General features: G+C 69.5%; 19 protein-coding genes and 1 pseudogene. 10 read left to right on the forward strand and 10 right to left on the reverse strand.

Annotation, left to right across the window (positions count from 1 at the left end; genetic code table 11):
* Positions 1-64: 64 nt before the first annotated feature.
* The 4 genes from ACXVUM_RS13915 to ACXVUM_RS13930 all read left to right on the forward strand — a co-directional run bounded on the left by ACXVUM_RS13915 (position 65) and on the right by ACXVUM_RS13930 (position 5118).
* Positions 65-802, forward strand: coding sequence for a sulfite exporter TauE/SafE family protein (locus tag ACXVUM_RS13915; protein ID WP_458522368.1), 738 nt, complete (start codon positions 65-67; stop codon positions 800-802).
* A 68-nt stretch (positions 803-870) separates the two neighbouring features.
* The gene (locus tag ACXVUM_RS13920; RefSeq protein ID WP_458522369.1) at positions 871-2277 is read left to right on the forward strand and encodes an ATP-binding protein; all 1407 of its coding nucleotides are present in this window, start codon (positions 871-873) and stop codon (positions 2275-2277) included.
* Between the two features lie 39 nt (positions 2278-2316).
* Complete coding sequence (locus ACXVUM_RS13925; protein ID WP_458522370.1) at positions 2317-4308, forward strand: VWA domain-containing protein; 1992 nt, start codon at positions 2317-2319, stop codon at positions 4306-4308.
* 3 nt (positions 4309-4311) lie between these two features.
* Entirely contained in the window at positions 4312-5118 is an 807-nt protein-coding gene (locus ACXVUM_RS13930; RefSeq protein WP_458522371.1) for a DUF72 domain-containing protein, read from the forward strand.
* Positions 5119-5135: 17 nt separating this feature from the next.
* Here the strand turns inward: ACXVUM_RS13930 and ACXVUM_RS13935 are convergent, their stop codons facing one another.
* Positions 5136-5672: a CGNR zinc finger domain-containing protein gene (locus tag ACXVUM_RS13935; protein WP_458522372.1), complete on the reverse strand. Its 537-nt coding sequence runs from the start codon at positions 5670-5672 to the stop codon at positions 5136-5138.
* Positions 5673-5720: 48 nt separating this feature from the next.
* Here ACXVUM_RS13935 and ACXVUM_RS13940 point away from each other — a divergent pair.
* Positions 5721-6596 (forward strand): annotated as a pseudogene (locus ACXVUM_RS13940) (EamA family transporter); the annotation flags it as partial.
* Positions 6597-6614: 18 nt separating this feature from the next.
* Here the strand turns inward: ACXVUM_RS13940 and ACXVUM_RS13945 are convergent.
* Positions 6615-7550, reverse strand: a complete 936-nt coding sequence (locus ACXVUM_RS13945; protein ID WP_458522373.1) for an AEC family transporter — start codon at positions 7548-7550, stop codon at positions 6615-6617.
* Between the two features lie 121 nt (positions 7551-7671).
* Here ACXVUM_RS13945 and ACXVUM_RS13950 point away from each other — a divergent pair, with 121 nt between their 5' ends.
* Positions 7672-8934, forward strand: a complete 1263-nt coding sequence (locus ACXVUM_RS13950; protein ID WP_458522374.1) for an acyl-CoA dehydrogenase family protein — start codon at positions 7672-7674, stop codon at positions 8932-8934.
* Positions 8931-9908 (forward strand): acyl-CoA dehydrogenase family protein, encoded by a 978-nt coding sequence (locus ACXVUM_RS13955; protein ID WP_458522375.1) that lies wholly within the window; start codon positions 8931-8933, stop codon positions 9906-9908. Before ACXVUM_RS13950 ends, ACXVUM_RS13955 begins: the two co-directional genes overlap by 4 nt.
* Positions 9909-9912: 4 nt before the next feature.
* Here ACXVUM_RS13955 and rpsR read toward each other — a convergent pair whose 3' ends face one another.
* The 4 genes from rpsR to rpmB are packed head-to-tail and all read right to left on the reverse strand — an operon-like array spanning position 9913 to position 10886.
* Positions 9913-10167: a 30S ribosomal protein S18 gene (gene rpsR / locus ACXVUM_RS13960; protein ID WP_458522376.1), complete on the reverse strand. Its 255-nt coding sequence runs from the start codon at positions 10165-10167 to the stop codon at positions 9913-9915.
* 5 nt (positions 10168-10172) lie between these two features.
* The gene (gene rpsN, locus ACXVUM_RS13965; protein WP_458522377.1) at positions 10173-10478 is read right to left on the reverse strand and encodes a 30S ribosomal protein S14; all 306 of its coding nucleotides are present in this window, start codon (positions 10476-10478) and stop codon (positions 10173-10175) included.
* 1 nt (position 10479) lies between these two features.
* A complete protein-coding gene (gene rpmG / locus ACXVUM_RS13970; protein WP_458522378.1) occupies positions 10480-10650 on the reverse strand; it encodes a 50S ribosomal protein L33 in 171 nt (56 codons plus the stop codon).
* On the reverse strand, positions 10650-10886 hold the full coding sequence (rpmB, locus tag ACXVUM_RS13975) for a 50S ribosomal protein L28 (protein WP_299575839.1): 237 nt from the start codon (positions 10884-10886) through the stop codon (positions 10650-10652). Before rpmB ends, rpmG begins: the two co-directional genes overlap by 1 nt.
* 84 nt (positions 10887-10970) lie before the next feature.
* On the opposite strand from rpmB, the gene mrf reads away from it, so the two are divergent.
* From mrf to rpmF, 3 genes are read left to right on the forward strand one after another with little or no spacing between them, the layout of a single operon-like run.
* The gene (gene mrf / locus ACXVUM_RS13980) at positions 10971-12242 is read left to right on the forward strand and encodes a ribosome hibernation factor-recruiting GTPase MRF (protein ID WP_458522379.1); all 1272 of its coding nucleotides are present in this window, start codon (positions 10971-10973) and stop codon (positions 12240-12242) included.
* Positions 12239-12538 (forward strand): type B 50S ribosomal protein L31, encoded by a 300-nt coding sequence (locus ACXVUM_RS13985; RefSeq protein WP_458522380.1) that lies wholly within the window; start codon positions 12239-12241, stop codon positions 12536-12538. Before mrf ends, ACXVUM_RS13985 begins: the two co-directional genes overlap by 4 nt.
* Before the next feature lie 21 nt (positions 12539-12559).
* On the forward strand, positions 12560-12733 hold the full coding sequence (gene rpmF, locus ACXVUM_RS13990; protein WP_253654225.1) for a 50S ribosomal protein L32: 174 nt from the start codon (positions 12560-12562) through the stop codon (positions 12731-12733).
* Positions 12734-12820: 87 nt separating this feature from the next.
* Here rpmF and ACXVUM_RS13995 read toward each other — a convergent pair whose 3' ends face one another.
* The 4 genes from ACXVUM_RS13995 to ACXVUM_RS14010 form a co-directional block, all read right to left on the reverse strand.
* The gene (locus ACXVUM_RS13995) at positions 12821-13459 is read right to left on the reverse strand and encodes a 3-oxoacid CoA-transferase subunit B (RefSeq protein ID WP_458522381.1); all 639 of its coding nucleotides are present in this window, start codon (positions 13457-13459) and stop codon (positions 12821-12823) included.
* Positions 13456-14124 (reverse strand): 3-oxoacid CoA-transferase subunit A, encoded by a 669-nt coding sequence (locus ACXVUM_RS14000; protein WP_458522382.1) that lies wholly within the window; start codon positions 14122-14124, stop codon positions 13456-13458. The genes ACXVUM_RS13995 and ACXVUM_RS14000 overlap by 4 nt, the downstream gene beginning before the upstream one ends.
* A gap of 290 nt (positions 14125-14414) precedes the next feature.
* Positions 14415-15380 (reverse strand): hypothetical protein, encoded by a 966-nt coding sequence (locus ACXVUM_RS14005; protein ID WP_458522383.1) that lies wholly within the window; start codon positions 15378-15380, stop codon positions 14415-14417.
* Between the two features lie 196 nt (positions 15381-15576).
* Positions 15577-17805 carry an MMPL family transporter gene (locus tag ACXVUM_RS14010; protein WP_458522384.1) on the reverse strand — a complete coding sequence of 743 codons (2229 nt, stop codon included), beginning with the start codon at positions 17803-17805 and terminating at the stop codon, positions 15577-15579.

The raw sequence follows: 17805 nt of genomic DNA on the forward strand, positions 1-17805 counted from the left end.
CGCGGAACCGCGAGCGGTCACCGCACCCGACGGGTGCGCTCGAGGGCTGCGACGATGGTCGGCGATGACTGTCACCACTCTGGCGTTGCTGGCCGTCGCCGGGTTCGGTGCCGGACTCGTCGGCTACATCACCGGCCTCGCCTCACTCGTCAGTTATCCCGCGCTGCTTCTCGCCGGACTGTCACCGCTGGCGGCGAACGTCACCAACACCGTCGCGCTGGTCTCGGTGGGGGTGGGGAGCACCGCGCAGGCGGGTTCCGCGCTGCTGGACCGACGTCGCCGGCTCGCAGTGCTCGGGGCGATCTCGATCGTCGGTGGGCTGGTGGGCTCGGTCGTGCTGCTCGCGTCGCCCGAGGGGTCGTTCGAGACGGTGGTGCCCTTCCTCGTCGCCCTCGCGTCGATAGCGGTGCTCACCCAACCGGCGCTGCGGCGTGCGGCCGGTCACCGCGAGATGCCGACGGTGTTCGCGGTGAGCCTGTTCGCGGTGTCCGTCTACGGCGGCTACTTCGGCGCGGGCGCCGGGGTCATCTTCCTGGCGTTGGCGCTGGTCACCTCGGCCCAGCCGCTGTGGCGCGCGGCCCTGCTGAAGTCGGCGCTCCTGGGTCTGTCGAACCTGTCCGCCGCGGTCGTCTTCGCCGCCACCGGCCCGGTGCATTGGGTCGCCGCGGTCGCGATGGGCATCGGGTGTCTGGCCGGCGGCTGGGCGGGCCCGCCCATCGTCGCTCGACTCCCCGCTGGCCCCCTCCGCGTCACCATCGGACTCGCCGGCCTCGGCCTGGCCGTCTGGCTGGCTGTTCGCTGAGAGCGAGAACGCGGATCGGGCCGGTCGGGGTCAGTGCGGGACCGGCGAAACACTCGTAGCGTGGAGAGGTGACGTCAGCCTCAACCGGTCATCCTTCTGCTCGTACTCTCGGCGAACTCCGCGCCTCCGGCCATGTCCAGAGGTCGGTCAAGGACGAGATCCGCAACAACCTCCTCACCAAGCTCCGCGCCGGCGACGACCCCTGGCCCGGGATCGTCGGCTTCGAGTCGACGGTCGTCCCGCAGCTCGAACGCGCACTGCTCGCCGGCCACGACGTGGTCATGCTGGGCGAACGCGGGCAGGGCAAGACCCGCCTGCTGCGCACGCTCGCCGGTCTGCTCGACGAGTGGACGCCCGTCATCGAGGGCTCCGAACTCGACGAACACCCGTACGAACCGATCACCCCCGCCGCCATCCGCAAGGCCGCGAATCTCGGCGACGACCTGCCCATCGAGTGGCGGCACCGCACCGAGCGGTATTCCGAGAAGCTCGCGACGCCCGACACGTCCGTCGGCGACCTCGTCGGCGACGTCGACCCCATGAAGGTCGCGGCCGGCCGGAACCTGGGAGACCCCGAGACCATCCACTTCGGTCTCATCCCGCGTGCACACCGCGGCATCGTCGCGATCAACGAGCTCCCGGACCTGGCCGAGCGCATCCAGGTGTCGATGCTCAACGTGATGGAGGAGCGCGACATCCAGATCCGCGGCTACTCGCTGCGGCTCCCGCTCGACGTGCTGCTGGTGGCGAGCGCGAACCCCGAGGACTACACCAACCGCGGGCGCATCATCACCCCGCTGAAGGACCGCTTCGGCGCAGAGATCCGGACCCACTACCCGCTCGAGCTCGACGACGAGATCGCCGTCATCGAGCAGGAGGCCGATCTCGTCGCCACGGTCCCCACGTTCGTCGTCGAGATTCTCGCGCGGTTCACCCGCTACGTCCGAGACCACCCGTCGATCGACCAGCGCTCCGGCGTCTCGGCGCGGTTCGCGATCGCCGGCGCCGAGACCGTCGGTGCCGCTGCTCTGCACCGCGCGACGGTGACGGGCGAGGAGTCGGCCGTCGCCCGCGTCGTCGACCTCACGTCGATCATCGAGGTGCTGCGCGGCAAGGTGGAGTTCGAGTCGGGTGAGGAGGGGCGCGAGGGCGAGATCCTCGAGCACCTGCTGCGCAAGGCCACCGCCGACACCGTGCGCGCCCACCTCGGTGGGATCGACATGGCGCCGCTGGTCACCGCCCTCGAGTCCGGTGAGCCTGTCGTCACCGGCGACCGTGTCACCGCATCGGAGCTGCTCAAGAGCATCCCGTCGCCGGACACGACGACACCCGTGATCGACGCCGTCGCCGAACGGCTCGACGCCGCCGACGGCGGGGAACGTGCCAGCGCACTGGAACTCGCGCTGGAGGGGTTGTTCCTCGCCCGGCGCATCAGCAAGGAGGCGGACGACCACGGCGTCACCATGTACGGCTGACCGCCGACCGTCCCCGCAGACCCGGGAGGGCACCGCCTGATGGCACGCAAGACATTCCACCGCTCGTCCTATCAGCGATACCGCGGCGGACCCGATCCGCTGGCGCCTCCGGTCGACCTGCGCGCCGCCCTCGATGAGATCGGCGAGGACATCATGGCCGGGTCGTCGCCGCAGCGCGCCATGCGCGAGTACCTGCGACGCGGCACCCAGGACATGCGTGGCCTGGACAAGCTGCGTGAGCAGATCAACAAGCGCCGCAAGGAGCTGCTGGAGAAGAACAACCTCGACGGGACGTTCGCCGAGATCCGGGAGCTGCTCGACTCCGCGGTGCTCAACGAGCGCAAGCAGCTCGCGCGCGATCTCGACGACGAGGCGCGGTTCGCGGAGATGCAGATCGGGAACCTGCCGCCGTCGACGGCGCAGGCGGTGCAGGAACTCTCGGACTACCAGTGGCGCTCCCCGGAGGCCAAGGCCGACTACGACAAGATCTCCGACCTGCTCGGTCGCGAGATGCTCGACCAGCGGTTCCAGGGCATGAAGGACGCACTCGAGAACGCCACCGACGCGGACCGGCAGGCGATCTCGGACATGCTGTCGGATCTCAACGAGCTGCTCGCCGCGCACAACCGTGGTGAGGACACCACCGAGCAGTTCGACGAGTTCATGCAGAAGCACGGGGAGTACTTCCCCGACAACCCGCAGTCGACGGAGGAACTCGTCGAGGCGCTGGCCAAGCGGGCTGCGGCCGCGCAGGCGTTCTACAACTCGCTCTCGCCCGAGCAGCGTGCCGAACTCGACCAGTTGGCGCAGCAGGCATTCGGGTCGCCGGAGCTGATGTCGCAGCTCTCGCAGATGGATTCCCAACTGCGCCAGGCTCGTCCCGACCTCGGGTGGGGTGATTCGGCCGAGTTCAGCGGAGAGCAGGGCATGGGGATGGGGCAGGGTGCAGGAGCCCTGTCCGACCTCGCGGAGCTGGAAGCCCTGTCCGAGCAGCTGTCTCAGCAGTACGCCGGTGCGCAGATGGACGACATCGACCTCGACGCCCTGGCCCGGCAGCTGGGCCCCGAGGCGTCGGCGGATGCGCGGACCCTGGCCGAGCTGGAGAAGGCGCTGCGCGAGCAGAACATCTTCCACCGTGATGCCGACGGCAACCTCCAGTTGTCGCCGAAAGCCATGCGGCAGTTGGGCCAGTCGATCTTCCGTGACGTCGCCGAACAGCTCTCCGGTCGCAAGGGCGATCGCGCGACCCGTCGGACAGGTGCGTCCGGTGAGCCGACCGGGGCCACCCGCGAGTGGGAGTTCGGTGACACCGAGCCCTGGGACGTCACCGCCACCGTCGGCAACGCCGTGCGCCGGACCATCACCGAACAGCCGGGCGGCGGGGGTGATCTCGCCCGTGAGGGTGTGCGGATCGACGTCCGTGACGTCGAGGTGGCCGAGACCGAGGCCAGGTCGAAGGCGGCGGTGGTCCTTCTCGTCGACACATCCTTCTCGATGGAGATGGAGGGTCGCTGGCTGCCGATGAAGCGGACCGCGGTGGCGCTGAACCACCTCATCAGCACGCGGTTCCGCAACGACGAACTGTCGCTGATCGCGTTCGGGCGGCATGCGCGGACCATCGACATCGCCGAACTCACCGGGCTGCAACCGCGCATGGAGCAGGGCACGAACCTGCACCACGCGCTGATGCTGGCCGGGCGACACCTGCGCCGGCACCCGAACGCACAGCCGGTGGTCCTCATCGTCACCGACGGTGAGCCGACAGCACATCTCGAACCCGACGGTGAGCCGTTCTTCTACTACCCGCCGCATCCGGCGACGTTGGCGATGACGGTGCGCGAGCTCGACGCGATCTCACGGCTGGGCGCCCAGGTCACGATCTTCCGTCTCGGCGACGACCCGAGCCTGGAACGGTTCATCGATCAGATCGCCCGCCGGATCGGGGGACGCGTCGTGGCGCCGGACATCGACGGGCTCGGTGCGGCGGTGGTGGGCGACTACCTGGGCTCACGGCGGGGTCGGCGCGGATAGTCGGTGACACGGACCGTTCGCGTCGGAACCTCGGGATGGGTCTACCCGCCGTGGCGGGGCACCTTCTATCCCGAGGGCCTCGTCCAGCGACGGGAACTCGAGTACCTGTCGTCGACGCTGAACTCGGTCGAGATCAACGGGACCTTCTACTCGCTGCAGAAGCCGGACAGTTTCCGGCGCTGGGCCGAGCAGACCCCCGACGACTTCACCTTCGCGGTGAAGGGCCCGCGGTTCATCACCCACATGAAGAAGATCCGCGACGTCGACGCACCGGTGGCGAACTTCTTCGCGTCCGGGGTGCTCGCGCTCGGTGCGAAGCTGGGGCCGGTGCTGTGGCAGTTGCCTCCGACGCTGCAGTTCGATGCCGACGTCCTCGCATCGTTTCTCGGCGGGCTGCCCCGGACCACCGCCGCGGCAGCCGAACTCGCGCGACACCATGACGAACGGCTCGACGGTCGGGACTGGACCGAGACCGATGCGGATCGTCCGGTGCGGCATGCCGTGGAGGTACGGCACCCCAGTTTCGAGGCGGCGGCTGCGATCCGGGTGTTCAAAGACGCCGGCGTCGCCGTGGTCCTGGCCGACGCCGCCGGTCGCTACCCGGTGATCGACGAGAAGACGGCGGACTTCTCGTACTGCCGACTCCACGGTGACGAGAAGCTCTACGAGAGTGGGTATTCCGACGACTCGCTCGATGCGTGGGCGGCACGGTTGCGGCGGCGTCACGGCGACATCCACGCCTACTTCGACAACGACGTGAAAGTGCACGCGCCGTTCGACGCGCGCGGCCTGCTCGACCGCCTCAGCTGAGCGTGGTCCGGCCGCGGCTACCGGCCGCGGCGCCGCGACCGGTAGGCCGCCACCGCGTTGCGGTTGCCGCACGTCGTCGAGCAGTAGCGGCGAGACCGGTTGCGGGACAAATCGATCACCAGTGCCCGGCAGTCGGCGTCATCGCAGATGGAGAAGCGGGACATCTCGTCGGCGCGGATCACGTCGATCATCGCCATCGCCGCCTCGACCAGCATCCGCGTGGCGAGCGGCGCATCGTCGGAGACGGCGTGGATGTGCCAGTCCTGCTGATCGTGGCGGACGAGACGGGGGGTGGCGTGGTGTTCCGCGAGCAACTCGTTGACCAGATCGACCGCGTCGCCGGGTGTCGCGGTGAACAGTGTGCGCAGACGGGGGCGGGCGGCCCGCACCGCGTCCAATTCGGCGCGGTCGCCGTCGAGACGCCCGGTGAAGCCGTGTCGCCGCACGAACCCGGCGAGCTCGTCGACGGTGGTCAGCGTGTCGGGGTCCTCCGCGGTGTTCGCCAGTGCCACCGCCGACTGCAGCGACATCTCGGTGTCATCGGTGAAAACCATGTTGACACATTACCTCGGCGGACTTTAGCGTCATGACCCATGAGGACGATGGGTGATGACGGACGATTGCGGGCGGGGCTGACGTTCGCCATCGTCTCGGCGTTCTCCTTCGGGCTGTCCGGGGCGATCGCCCGCCCGATGCTCGAGACCGGTTGGTCACCGGGCGCGGTGGTCACCCTGCGCATCGCGATCGGTGCCGTGGCCGCGGCGCCCTTCGGTGTACGGGCACTGCGGGGGCGATGGCATCTGCTGCGCCGCACCGCGACGACGGTCGCGGCCTACGGACTGCTGGCGGTCGCCGGCGCCCAGTTCTGCTACTTCTCCGCGGTGCAGACGATGCAGGTGGGACCCGCACTGCTGATCGAGTACACGGCCCCCGCCGCGATCGTGCTGTGGCTGTGGGTTCGTCGCGGTCAGCGTCCGTCGGCGATGACCGCCGTGGGTGTCGGCGTCTGCGCCGTCGGGCTGGTGGCCGTGCTGGATCTGACCTCGTCGGCCGGCGTCTCCGGTGTCGGTGTGGCGTGGGCGTTCGGGGCGATGATCGGCGCGGCGGCGTACTTCCTGATCTCCGCCGACGACGACTCCGGCCTCCCGCCCCTCGCGCTGGCGACCGCCGGGCTGGTGGTGGGCGCCATCGTTCTCACCGTGCTCGGTCTCGTCGGCGCCATGCCGATGCGGGTGGGCCACGGCCCGGTCGAGTACGCGGGGGTGACGATGTCGCCGTGGGTCGTCGTCCCGGTGCTAGGCGTGGTCACCGCGGCGACCGCCTACGTCACCGGTGTCGCCGGCGCGCGACGGCTCGGCCCGCGGGTCGCGTCGTTCGTCGGTCTCAGCGAGGTGCTCGCGGGTGTGGTGTGGAGTTGGGCGCTGCTGGCAGAGGTGCCGCGGCCCGTCCAGTTCGTCGGCGGTGTCCTGATCCTCGTGGGCGTCGTGGCCGTGAAGTCAGGCGAGAAGCGCGGCGATGACGGCGATCACGGGGATGGACACGATGGTGGTGACCAGCGCACTGTCCCGGGCGAGCACCACCCCGCGCTGATACCGGGTGGCGTAGACGAGGACGTTCTGCGCGGTCGGTAGCGCTGCGATGACGACCTGGGCGAACAGGCTGTGCCCGCGTTCGTCGAAGACGTAGTAGGCCAGGACGAACACCAGGATCGGCTGCACCACCATCTTCATCACCGACGCCAGCGCCACGTCGCGTCGCGGGCTCTGCCCCTTGCGCAGCACCGAGACGCCGGTGAGCGACAGCCCGAAGGCGAGCAGGGCGCCGGGAACCGATGCGGCGCCCAGCATCCCGATCGGTTCCTCGACAGCATGGGGGAGCGTCACCCCCGCCAGCGAGATGGCCAGGCCGATGAGGCCGCCGATGACGATCGGGTTCGTCAGCGGGGCGATGACCGTGTCACGCAGGGTGATCCGACCGGTCCCCGAGCGCAGCGCCGTCAGATCGAGCATCGTCAGGGCGATCGGGGAGTAGATCATGATCTGGAACAGCAGCAGGGGCGCCACGAAGGTGGCGTCCTTGAGGACGAAGATCGCGATCGGGATGCCGAGGTTCGCGCTGTTGACGTAGCTCGACGACAACGCCCCGATCACCGCCTCGGGGATCTGCCGTCGCAGCACGGTTCTCGCCACCACGAAGTAGACGGCCCCGACCGCGAGCGCGCTGCCGCCCGCGATGACGAGTGTGGTGGAGAAGATCTGCGTGACGTCGGTCGTCGACAGCGAGTTCAGCAGCAGCGCCGGGGTGAACACGAAGAACACCAGCCGCGAGAGCACCTGATGCGCGTCGGGGCCGAGCGTCCCGGTCCGACCGAGCACCCATCCCACCCCGATGAGGATGAAGATGACGGTGAACCCCTGGACCACTCCGGACACCGGGGGATCCTACGTGCGTGCGCTCCTCGGTCCGCCGACCCGAGGATCGCGCTGTGACCCCGTTCACTTCCCGCCTCGTACAGTGACGGGGAGGCCGTGCCGGCGGCCGCGGAAGGGCGAGATGGATTTCGAGGACACCCCCGACGAGGCGGCCTGGCGCGAGAAGGTGCGGACGTTCATCACCGACCACCGCGCCGAACTCGGTGACCGGACCACCGACCGCGGCCACGACGACGTCCGCTCCCGCGAGCGTGAGGCGCTGCTGTACGACGGCGGGCTCGTCGGTGTGACCTGGCCGCGGGAGGCCGGTGGCCAGGGCGGCACCCCGATGCAGCAGGCCATCGTCGACCAGGAGCTCACCCGTGCGGGGGCGCCGGGGCTGGTGAACTTCATCGGGATCGGCATGTGCGGGCCGACGGTGATCGCGCACGGCACCCAGGACCAGAAGGACCGCTACCTCAAGCGACTGCTGCGCGCCGACGACATCTGGTGCCAGCTGTTCAGCGAACCGGCGTCGGGCAGTGACCTCGCCGCCCTGCGCACCCGCGCCGTCCGCAACGACGACGGTGACTGGGTGGTGAACGGGCAGAAGGTGTGGACGACGCTGGCCCATCTCGCGGATCACGGCATCCTCCTCACCCGCACCGATCCCGACGTCGCCAAGCACAAGGGGCTGACGATGTTCGTCGTCGACATGAAGGCACCCGGCGTGACCGCGCGTCCGCTGCGTCAGATGAGCGGAGGCGCCGAGTTCAACGAGGTCTTCTTCGACGACGTCGTCATCCCCGACTCCGAACGCCTCGGCGACGTCGGCGCCGGCTGGTCGGTCGCCATCACGACCCTGATGGCCGAACGGTTCTCCCTCGGCGGCGGTGGTGGTGACCTCGGCATCTCCGCCGACGCGGTCGCCGCCCACGTCGCCCGGCGCCTGCCGGAGCTGTCGGAGGCCCGACAGGGCGTGGTGCGTCAGCGGTTCGGCCGTGCGTTCGCGGAGGCCCTGGCCACCCGGTACACCGGTTATCGCCAGTTGTCGGCCATCAGTCGGGGCGACATGCCGGGACCGGAGTCCTCGGCGGGCAAGCTGTCGGGTACTGCGACCGCACGCGAACTCGCCGACATCGCGGTCGGCCTGCTCGGCGGTGACGGCGCTGTCGCCGGTGACGCCGACGGCGACGGCCAGTGGCAGGCGATCCAGGCGAGCCTGCCCGGACTGGCCATCGCGGGCGGCACGAACGAGGTGCTGCGCAACGTGATCGGTGAGCGGGTGCTCGGCCTGCCGCCCGAACCGCGCGCCGACAAGAACGTCACCTTCCGCGAGAGCATCGCCGTCACGGCGGGTGGCTCCGAGGCGACCGCGACCACGACGGGGGCACGGAGCGCATGAACTTCGATCTCGACGACCAGCAGCGTGACCTCGCGTCCGCAGCGGGCGACTTCGTGCGGTCGGTGACCTCGACCGAGCAGATCCGTGCCGCACTCGACGGGGACCCGACCGGACTCGCGCCCGGACGGCAACGATGGGCCCAGAGCGGATTCGCGTCGATCACGGCGCCCGAGAGTGCCGGTGGCGGTGGCGGATCGGTGCTCGACCTCGCCGTCGTCGCCGAACAGGCCGGCCGCGTGCTCGCCGCGCCGTCGCTGGTGACGGTCGCCCGCGCGGCGATCCTCCTCGAGGGCGACGAGGCGCGGTTGTCCGCACTCTGCGACGGATCCACCGCGTTCGCCGTCGTGGACGCGGGGGAGCTGACGCTCGATGCCGTGGGGTCCACCGCGTTCCTCGCCCTCGACGGCGACGACATCGTCGTGGCGTCAGGGTCCGTGGATACCCCCGAGCCGATCGATCCGACCCGCGGGCTCGGCCGCGTGACCCTCGGTGACACCGAGGTGATCGCCGCCGGCGCGCGCGACCGGTGGGATCGGGCGGCCGCCGTCGGACGGGTGATCCTGGCCGCAGAGGGCCTCGGAACCGCCTCGCGCGCAGTCGAGATGGGTGTCGAATACGCCAAGGAGCGGGTCGCGTTCGGTCGGGCGATCGGCTCGTATCAGGCGGTCAAGCACGCGCTGGTCGACGCCTACGTCGCTGTCGAGCAACTGCGTTCGCTGGTGTGGTGGGCGGCCTGGGCCGCCGACGCCTCACCCGACGAGCTGCCGCTCGCCTCGGCCGCGGCCAAGGCGTTCGCCGCGACGGCCGCGCAACAGGCCACCGAGACCCTGATCCAGGTGCACGGCGGCATCGGCTTCACGTGGGACCACGACGCCCACCTCTACTGGCGCCGGGCGAAGGTCGACCGTTTCCTCCTCGGCGACGAGGCGACCGCCTACGACGACGTCGCGCGGGTGGCGCTGGCCTCGACCTGAGCTGTCAGCGACTCGAGACGAACGGCAGCAGCGCCATCTCACGGGCGTTGCGGATCGCCGTCGCGACCTGTCGTTGCTGCTGGGGCGTCAGACCGGTGACACGACGTCCGCGGATCTTGCCGCGGTCGGACAGGAACAGTCGCAACGTGGCGACGTCCTTGTAGTCGACCTCGGTGATCCCGCGGTCGTGCAACAGGTTCCGCTTCGCTGCGACCGGCTTGCCCGACTCGGGCCTGCGTCGTGGGGGCTTCTTCGCCATGGGTGTCACCAACTCGATTTCGTGATGCCGGGCAGTTCGCCGTTGTGCGCCATCGCGCGGAACCGGACGCGGGAGACGCCGGCCTTGCCGATGTAGCCGCGCGGACGTCCGTCGACGACGTCGCGGTTGCGCAACCGCGTCGGGCTGGCGTCGCGGGGGAGTCGCTGCAGGGCGAGCTGCGCGTCGGCGCGGGCGTCGTCGTCGGCCTTCGGGTCGCGGATGATCGCCTTGAGGGCGGCCCGACGCTCGGCGTAGCGGGCGACCACCTCGCGACGGTGCAGGTTGCGGTTGATCTTCGACTTCTTCGCCATCTCAGCGCTCCTCGCGGAAGTCGACGTGCCGTCGTACGACGGGGTCGTACTTCTTGATGACCATGCGGTCGGGGTCGTTGCGTCGGTTCTTGCGCGTCACGTACGTGTATCCCGTGCCCGCCGTGGACTTGAGCTTCACCACCGGACGGATGTCGGTGCTCTTGCCGGCCATCAGACCTTCTCCCCTCGCGCGCGGATGCGGGCGACGACCGCCTCGATCCCGTCACGATCGATCGTCTTGATGCCCTTCGCCGAGACCCGCAGCGTCACCGTGCGGCCCTCGCTGGGCAGGAAATAGCGCTTGCGCTGCAGGTTCGGGTCCCAGCGCCGCGACGTGCGGACATGGGAGTGCGAGACCTGCTTGCCGAAGCCGGGCACACGCCCGGTCACCTGGCACCGTGCGGACACGTGCCCTCCTTGCAAATGGAAATCGTTCTCGTTAGTGGCTACGCTAGCACTCTATCGACAACGATTGCCAACAAAGGAGGTCTCGTGGACAGGACGCCGGTGTTCGTGGTGGCAGGGCTGGACCCCGTCGCCGTCGACACGGTCGCGACCGGACTGGCGGTACCGGGGACGGCGGTGGTCCACCACGACCTCGTCGAGGTCTCGCTGGGCGTCATCACCCGCACGGTGCGGCAGGTCGATGCCGAGGGGGTGACGCAGACGTGGGTCACACGCATCGATCTCGACCACGGCTGCGTGTCGTGCGCGCTGCGTCATGACCTGCTGCCGACGCTGCGCGCCCTGCACAGACGGTCCTGCGTCGACCGCATCGTGGTCGCCCTCGACCCGCTCATCGAACCCGAACCGCTCTGCTTCGCGATCGACACCGTCGACGTCGTCGGCATCCCCGGCCAGGTCGACGGGCCGGCGTCGCGGGACGTCCGGGTGGAGGCGGTCATCGGCTGCATCGCCGCGGGGACCTGGCTCGACGAGGCGACCGGCGACCTGACCCTGCCGGAGGCCGGATTCGACTCCGGTGACCCGTTCGACGAGCGCACCCTCGCGCAGGTCGCGGTGGGTCACGCGGCGTTCGCCGACGCGCTCGTCGTGCACGGTGCCGCGGTCGCGAACTGGGACGCCGCGGTGTTCGGTGCGGTGATCCGTCGCCTCGCACCCGACGTTCCGATCGTGATGGAGGCGCCGGGCCGTCCACTCGACGACCGACTCGTCGCGCTGCTCGTCGCGGCGATGCCGCTGGGTGCGCGACGGGACCGCTCGGTCGGGGCGTTCGACCCGTTGCTCGCCGGTGCGCCGCCCCTCGAACCCGACTGCGGGGTCCACCTCGTCGAGTTCACCGTCGCCCGCCCGTTCCACCCCGGACGCCTCCACGATGCCCTCGATCACCTGCTGGAGGGCGTCGTCTGCTCCCGCGGCCGACTGTGGCTGGCCACGCAACCCGACGAGGCACTGTGGATGGAGAGCGCCGGTGGTGGCCTGCGCGTCGCGACCGGCGGGCCGTGGCTGGCTGCCATGGCCGACGACGAGGTGATGCAGGTCGACGACGAGCGGGTCGCCCTGGCCGCGGCACGGTGGGACCCCGACTTCGGGGATCGGAACACCAGCCTCGTCGTGCTGGTGCACCGCGCCGACCCCGACGTCATCCGTGCGGCCCTGCACGACGCGTGCCTCACCGACGCGGAGATGTCCGCAGGTCAGGACGTGTGGTCGACGTGGGACGACCCGTTCGGCGCGTTCCACGCCGACCCGTGCGAGACCTCCGTCCCGCATCCGATCCACGAGAACGAGGAGAAGTCATGAAGCCCGGAATCCACCCCGACTACCACCCCGTCGTGTTCCGCGACTCGTCCACCGGGAAGCAGTTCCTGACCCGGTCGACGGTGACGTCGGACGTCACTTTGGAATGGGAGGACGGGAACCGGTACCCTCTTGTGGTTGTCGATGTCACGTCCGACTCGCATCCGTTCTGGACTGGTGCGCACCGCGTGATGGACACCGCAGGACGAGTGCAGAAGTTCGAGCGCCGATACGGGCGCCGTGAACGACCGTCGTCCGGCGCGAGGTCGCAGGACGATGTCGACACGGACGAATCGTGAACTGAACGGAAGGGCTTGATCATGGCGGTACCGAAGCGGCGGATGTCTCGGGCGAACTCGCGGAGTCGTCGCGCGCAGTGGAAGGCCGAGAACCCGGCGCTGCAGGAGGTCAAGGCCGGTGGCGTCAGCCAGCGTGTCCCGCGCCGCCTGGTGAAGGCCGTGCAGATGGGCATCATTGACCTCGACCGTCGCTGACGGCGCGGTCGCACCACAGTCTCTCCAGATCGGGGCCCCGAGGACATCTCCTCGGGGCCCCGATCTTCTGCTGTCAGCAGGGTGTGATCAGCCTTCGAGGTCGAGTCCTACGGCCGTGCGCAGGTCGGCCAGGGTCGTGCCGTGCAGGTCGCGGACGAACGCGCCGTCCGGGCCGACGTCGAAGGTCGCCAGGTCGGTGTACACGCGGGTCACGCAGCCGACGCCGGTGAGCGGACAGGTGCACTCGCGGACCAGCTTGGCGGTGCCGTCCTTGGCGAGCAGCGTCATCATGACGAACACCTGCTTGGCCCCGATCGCGAGATCCATGGCACCGCCCACCGCGGGGATGGCACCGGGCGCGCCGGTGTGCCAGTTCGCGAGATCCCCGCGCGTGGACACCTGGAAGGCCCCGAGGACGCAGACGTCGAGGTGGCCGCCGCGCATCATGGCGAACGAGTCGGCGTGGTGGAAGTACGACGCCCCCGGGAGCTCGGTCACGGGGATCTTGCCTGCGTTGGTGAGGTCCGGGTCGACCGCGTCGCCGACGGCGGCCGGGCCCATGTTCAGCATCCCGTTCTCGGTGTGCAGCACGACACCCGAGTCGGCGGCGAGGTGATCCGCGACGAGGGTCGGCTGCCCGATGCCGAGATTGACGAACGAGCCGCGGGGGATGTCCGCTGCGATCGCCGCCGCGATCTCGTCCTTCGTGCGGGGGCGGTCGGTCATCGGGGCACCTCCACGATGCGGTCGACGTAGATCGACGGTGTGACGACGGATTCGGGGTCGAGGCAGCCTGTCTCGACGACGTCGGTGACCTCGACGACGGTTTGGGTCGCCGCGGTGGCCATCACCGGTCCGAAGTTGCGGGCGGTCTTGCGGTACACCAGGTTGCCCATCCGATCGGCGACGTGGGCGCGGATGAGCGCGACGTCGCCGCGGATGGGGTACTCGAGGACATGGGTGCGGCCGTCGATCTCGCGGGTCTCCTTGCCTTCCGCCAACCGGGTGCCTACCGCGGTGGGGCAGTAGAACGCGCCGATCCCGGCGCCGGCGGCCCGCATGCGTTCGGCCAACGTCCCCTGTGGCACCACCTCGAGCTCGATTGCGCCGTCGCGGTACAGACCGTCGAAGACCCATGAATCCGATTGACGCGGAAAGGAACAGACGACCTTCCGGACCCGTCGCTGTGCCAGCAGCGCCGCGAGCCCGGTGTCCCCGTTGCCCGCGTTGTTGGAGACGACGGTGAGATCGGTTGCGCCCTGGTCGATCAGCGCGTCGATCAGGGCGACGGGCATCCCGGCCATGCCGAACCCTCCGACGAGGACGGTCGCGCCGTCGGAGATCCCGGCGACCGCCTCTGCGGTGTCGTCGCAGATGGTGGTGACACTCATCTCAGCCTCTCGGTGGTCAGTCGGTGGGTGACGCGCCTGCGCCCGCACCCCGACCACTCTAGGAGCGCACGCCCGCGTCGGTTCCCGGTTGCCGCTCCGGTTCCAGGGTTCCCGCTCCACATATGCGAGGACGCTCCGCTTCCAGGTTTCGCGCTCCGGTTGCAGGGTTGCCGCTCCGCTTCCAGGGTTCCCGCTCCACATATGCGAGGACGCTCCGCCTGCAGGCGGAGCGTCCTTCGACAAGTGGAGCGTCTTGCGGGAGGCGATGCTTGGCGCCACCCGCGACAGCCTCACGCCGCGTACAGATCCGCAGTGGCGAATGCCCGCCGGAGCTGCGCGATGAACCGTTCTGGGTTCCGGAGGTCATCCCAGGTCCATCGGACGACGATGATCCCCAGTGCGCGGAGCTTGTCCTCCCGTCGCTTCTCGGCGATGACGTCGGCCGCGTCGCCATACTTGACGAGGCCGTCGAACTCGCCGACGACGCGACCGCCCCAATCGAAGTCGACCCTCGCGAAGACCTCTCCATCGTCCTCGCGATACTCGACCTGCAAGTCCGGCATCGGGATCCCGGCGCGGATCATCAATGCCCGGCTGAGCGATTCGTCCGCGCTCTCCGATCGGCCGTCGGCCCATGTCATCGCCTGACGGACGAGCGCGATGCCACGACGGCGTCGGCCCCGGCTGGTCACCATTGTGAGTTCCACACCCGTCGCCCCCGCGCGCAGTGCCCCGTCGAGTACGACGAGCGCCTCGGCGAACGAGCCCGTTCGCGCCACATCCATCGCGGTTCGGGCGAGGGTGGTGACCGGCACGCCGTCGACGACGGTCACCTCGTCCGGTGGGAGTGGCGAGGCGTGGAGGAAGAACGCCCGACCCTTGCGGCGTCCGCCGGAATGCCGGTCTGTCGTGAAATGGATGTCGTCGGGTAGTCCGAGAACGGGAATGCGATGCAGCGCGGCGGCCGAGTGGTGGCTGGCGGTCTTGCGTTCCTCACCGACCCGCGCCGCTGCGGTCACCCGGCGGCGGTAGTGGTCTCGCCGAGCTTCCATCGAGTCGGCGCCGAGCAGTCGACCGTCGTCGGTGATGAACGACTCCCGCCTGGGCACATATGTGCCGCGGTAGAGGCGATCGAGGTTGCCGGTGCGAACACCGGTTCTCAGCATCCAGTCGGTCATGCCTGCGTCGAGAGCGGCGGCGCGGATGATGGCCGGCGGGTCGGTTTGTGGGGTGACGGCTCGCGGATTCTCTGTCATGTCTCGACGGAATCCGAGCGAGCGGACAACTACCGGGGCCGGTGACGCGTCGGGGGCCGGACCTGTGGGCACTCTGGGTGCTGTGGAAAGTCAGCCTCTCTGCAAACGCTCCGCTTGTTCGAGGACGCTCCGCCTGCAGGCGGAGCGTCCTCGAAAAGACGGAGCGGCAACCCTGGAAGCGGAGCGGATCGCGGGGTCAGGCCGCGGGGCGGGGCGGTGACATCACCCGACTCCCCGGCCACCAGTTGCGGGTTCCGAAGAGTCGCATCATCGCCGGGACCAGGATCATCCGGACGAGGACGGCGTCGAAGAGCACCGCCACCGACAACGCGAATCCGAACTGTTTGAGCTCCAACACGTTCGCGGTGAGGAAGCTGGCGAACACCGCGATCATGATCGCCGCGGCGGCGGTGATGGGTCGGGCGGTGTGTTCGATGCCGTCGACCACCGATTCGAGGTTGTCCCCGGTGCGGGTGAACACCTCGCGCATCCGGCCGATGAGGAACACCTCGTAGTCCATCGACAGCCCGAACACGACGGCGAACACCGTGATCGGCAGATAGACCTGGATGTAGCCGACGCTCGTGAAGCCCAGAACCGACTGCAGCCAACCCCATTGGAAGACCGCGACGGTCAGACCCAGCGCCGCGCCCGTCACCAACAGGTTCATCACGACGGCCTTCACCGGGATGACGATGCTGCGGAACACCACCGCGAGGTACAGGAACGAGAAGCCGAGGATCGCCGCGATCACCCACGGCAGCTTCGCGGAGATCTCCGTGGAGGCGTCGACGACGAGTGCCGTCGTCCCACCGACGTAGGCCCGCGGCCCGCCCTCGTCGGTCACCGCGTCCGCGCGGTCGCGGATCGACCGCACCAGGTCGATCGCCTCGGTGGAGTCGATGGGGACCGACGGGATCACCACCATCAGCGATCGGCCGTCGGCCGACTGCGAGTACGTGAACGACACCCGCGGGTCCTTGCGCAGGGAGTACTCGAGTTCGATCGCCTTCTCGGCCTGCGCATCACTCATCGGGCCCTGCCGCGGGCCGGTGAACACCGTCGTGATCGGCGAGATGGTTCCGGAGGCGAACTTCTCGGCCAGCACCGTGTTCGCCGGCCCGCTCGGCTGGTCCCGCAGGGCCGCGGCTCCGATGTCGACGCCGTATCGGATGGACCCGATGGGCAGCATGCACACCACGAGCAGCACCACCCCGAGCGCGGCGTAGACCCACGGGTGGCGCATGACGTGACGGGCCCAGAGCGCCCACCGGCTCCGTCCCGCGCCGTCGGCCCGGGCGTCGGGCGGTCGGAACCGCGGCGGCAGGCCCAGCTTGTCGACCGCGGGGCCGAGTTCGGCCAGGCCCGCCGGCAGGATCGTCCAGGCCGCGATCACCACGCACACGATCGTCACCGCCACCACCAGTGAGATGGTGCGGATGGCGGGCACCTCGACGATCGTCAGCGAGGCGAGCGCGATCATCACCACCAGGCCGGAGATGGCGATCGTGTGGCCCGCCGTCCCCACGGCGACACCGGTCGCCCGGATAACCCCGTCGGTGTCGCGTCGTGACGTCACCCCGGATCGCGCCAACTCCTCGCGGAAGCGACTGACGACGAACAGCGAGTAGTCGATGCCGATCCCGAGCCCGATCATCGACGCGACGGTGGTCACCAGGATGTCGAAGGTCATGACGTGGGCGAGGCCCGACAGCACGCCGAAGCTCAGGAGCAGTCCGACGCCGGTGGAGATCAACGGGATCGCTCCCGCGACGATCCCGCCGAGTGCGAGCACCAGCACGATGAGTGCGATCGGGATGCCGACACTCTCGGCGCGGGTTGCGTCGGCGGACTCGACGCGGGTCAGGTCGACGGTCATCGGGGAGTAGCCCGTCATCGCCACCCTGATGCCGTCGCGAGTGGCGTCGGAGAGTGCGGACTGCAGACGCTCGGCGATCCCGACCCGCTCGCTCGCGTCGCCGGAGATGCCCACCACCGCCACCGCCGCGCGTCTGTCGGTGGAGATCTGCGGCGAGAAGCCCTGTGCCTGATAGGGATCGACGACGGCCACCACGTCGCGCTCGCCACGCAACTCGTCGACGACCGCGGTCACGCGGTCGCGGAACGCGGGGTCGGCCACGGTGTGGTCGTCGGAGGAGAAGGTGACCGCGAGTTGCTCGGACCCGAAATCGGTGAAGTGCCGGGCGATCAGGGAGTCCGACGTCGCCGAGTCGTTGCCCGGTACGGAGAAGTCGACGCCGACGAGCCGTGACTGCAACATCGGGTACATCGCGGCGGAGATGACCACCACCAGCAACCCGATGCCCAGGACGACCCGCCGATGGCGGGCGATGAACTCACCCCACACCACACCCGGTGATCGGCGCGCCGTCGGTGGCGCGGGACGCGGAGCGGTGTCGACCAT

Source organism: Williamsia sp. SKLECPSW1, from assembly GCF_054332755.1.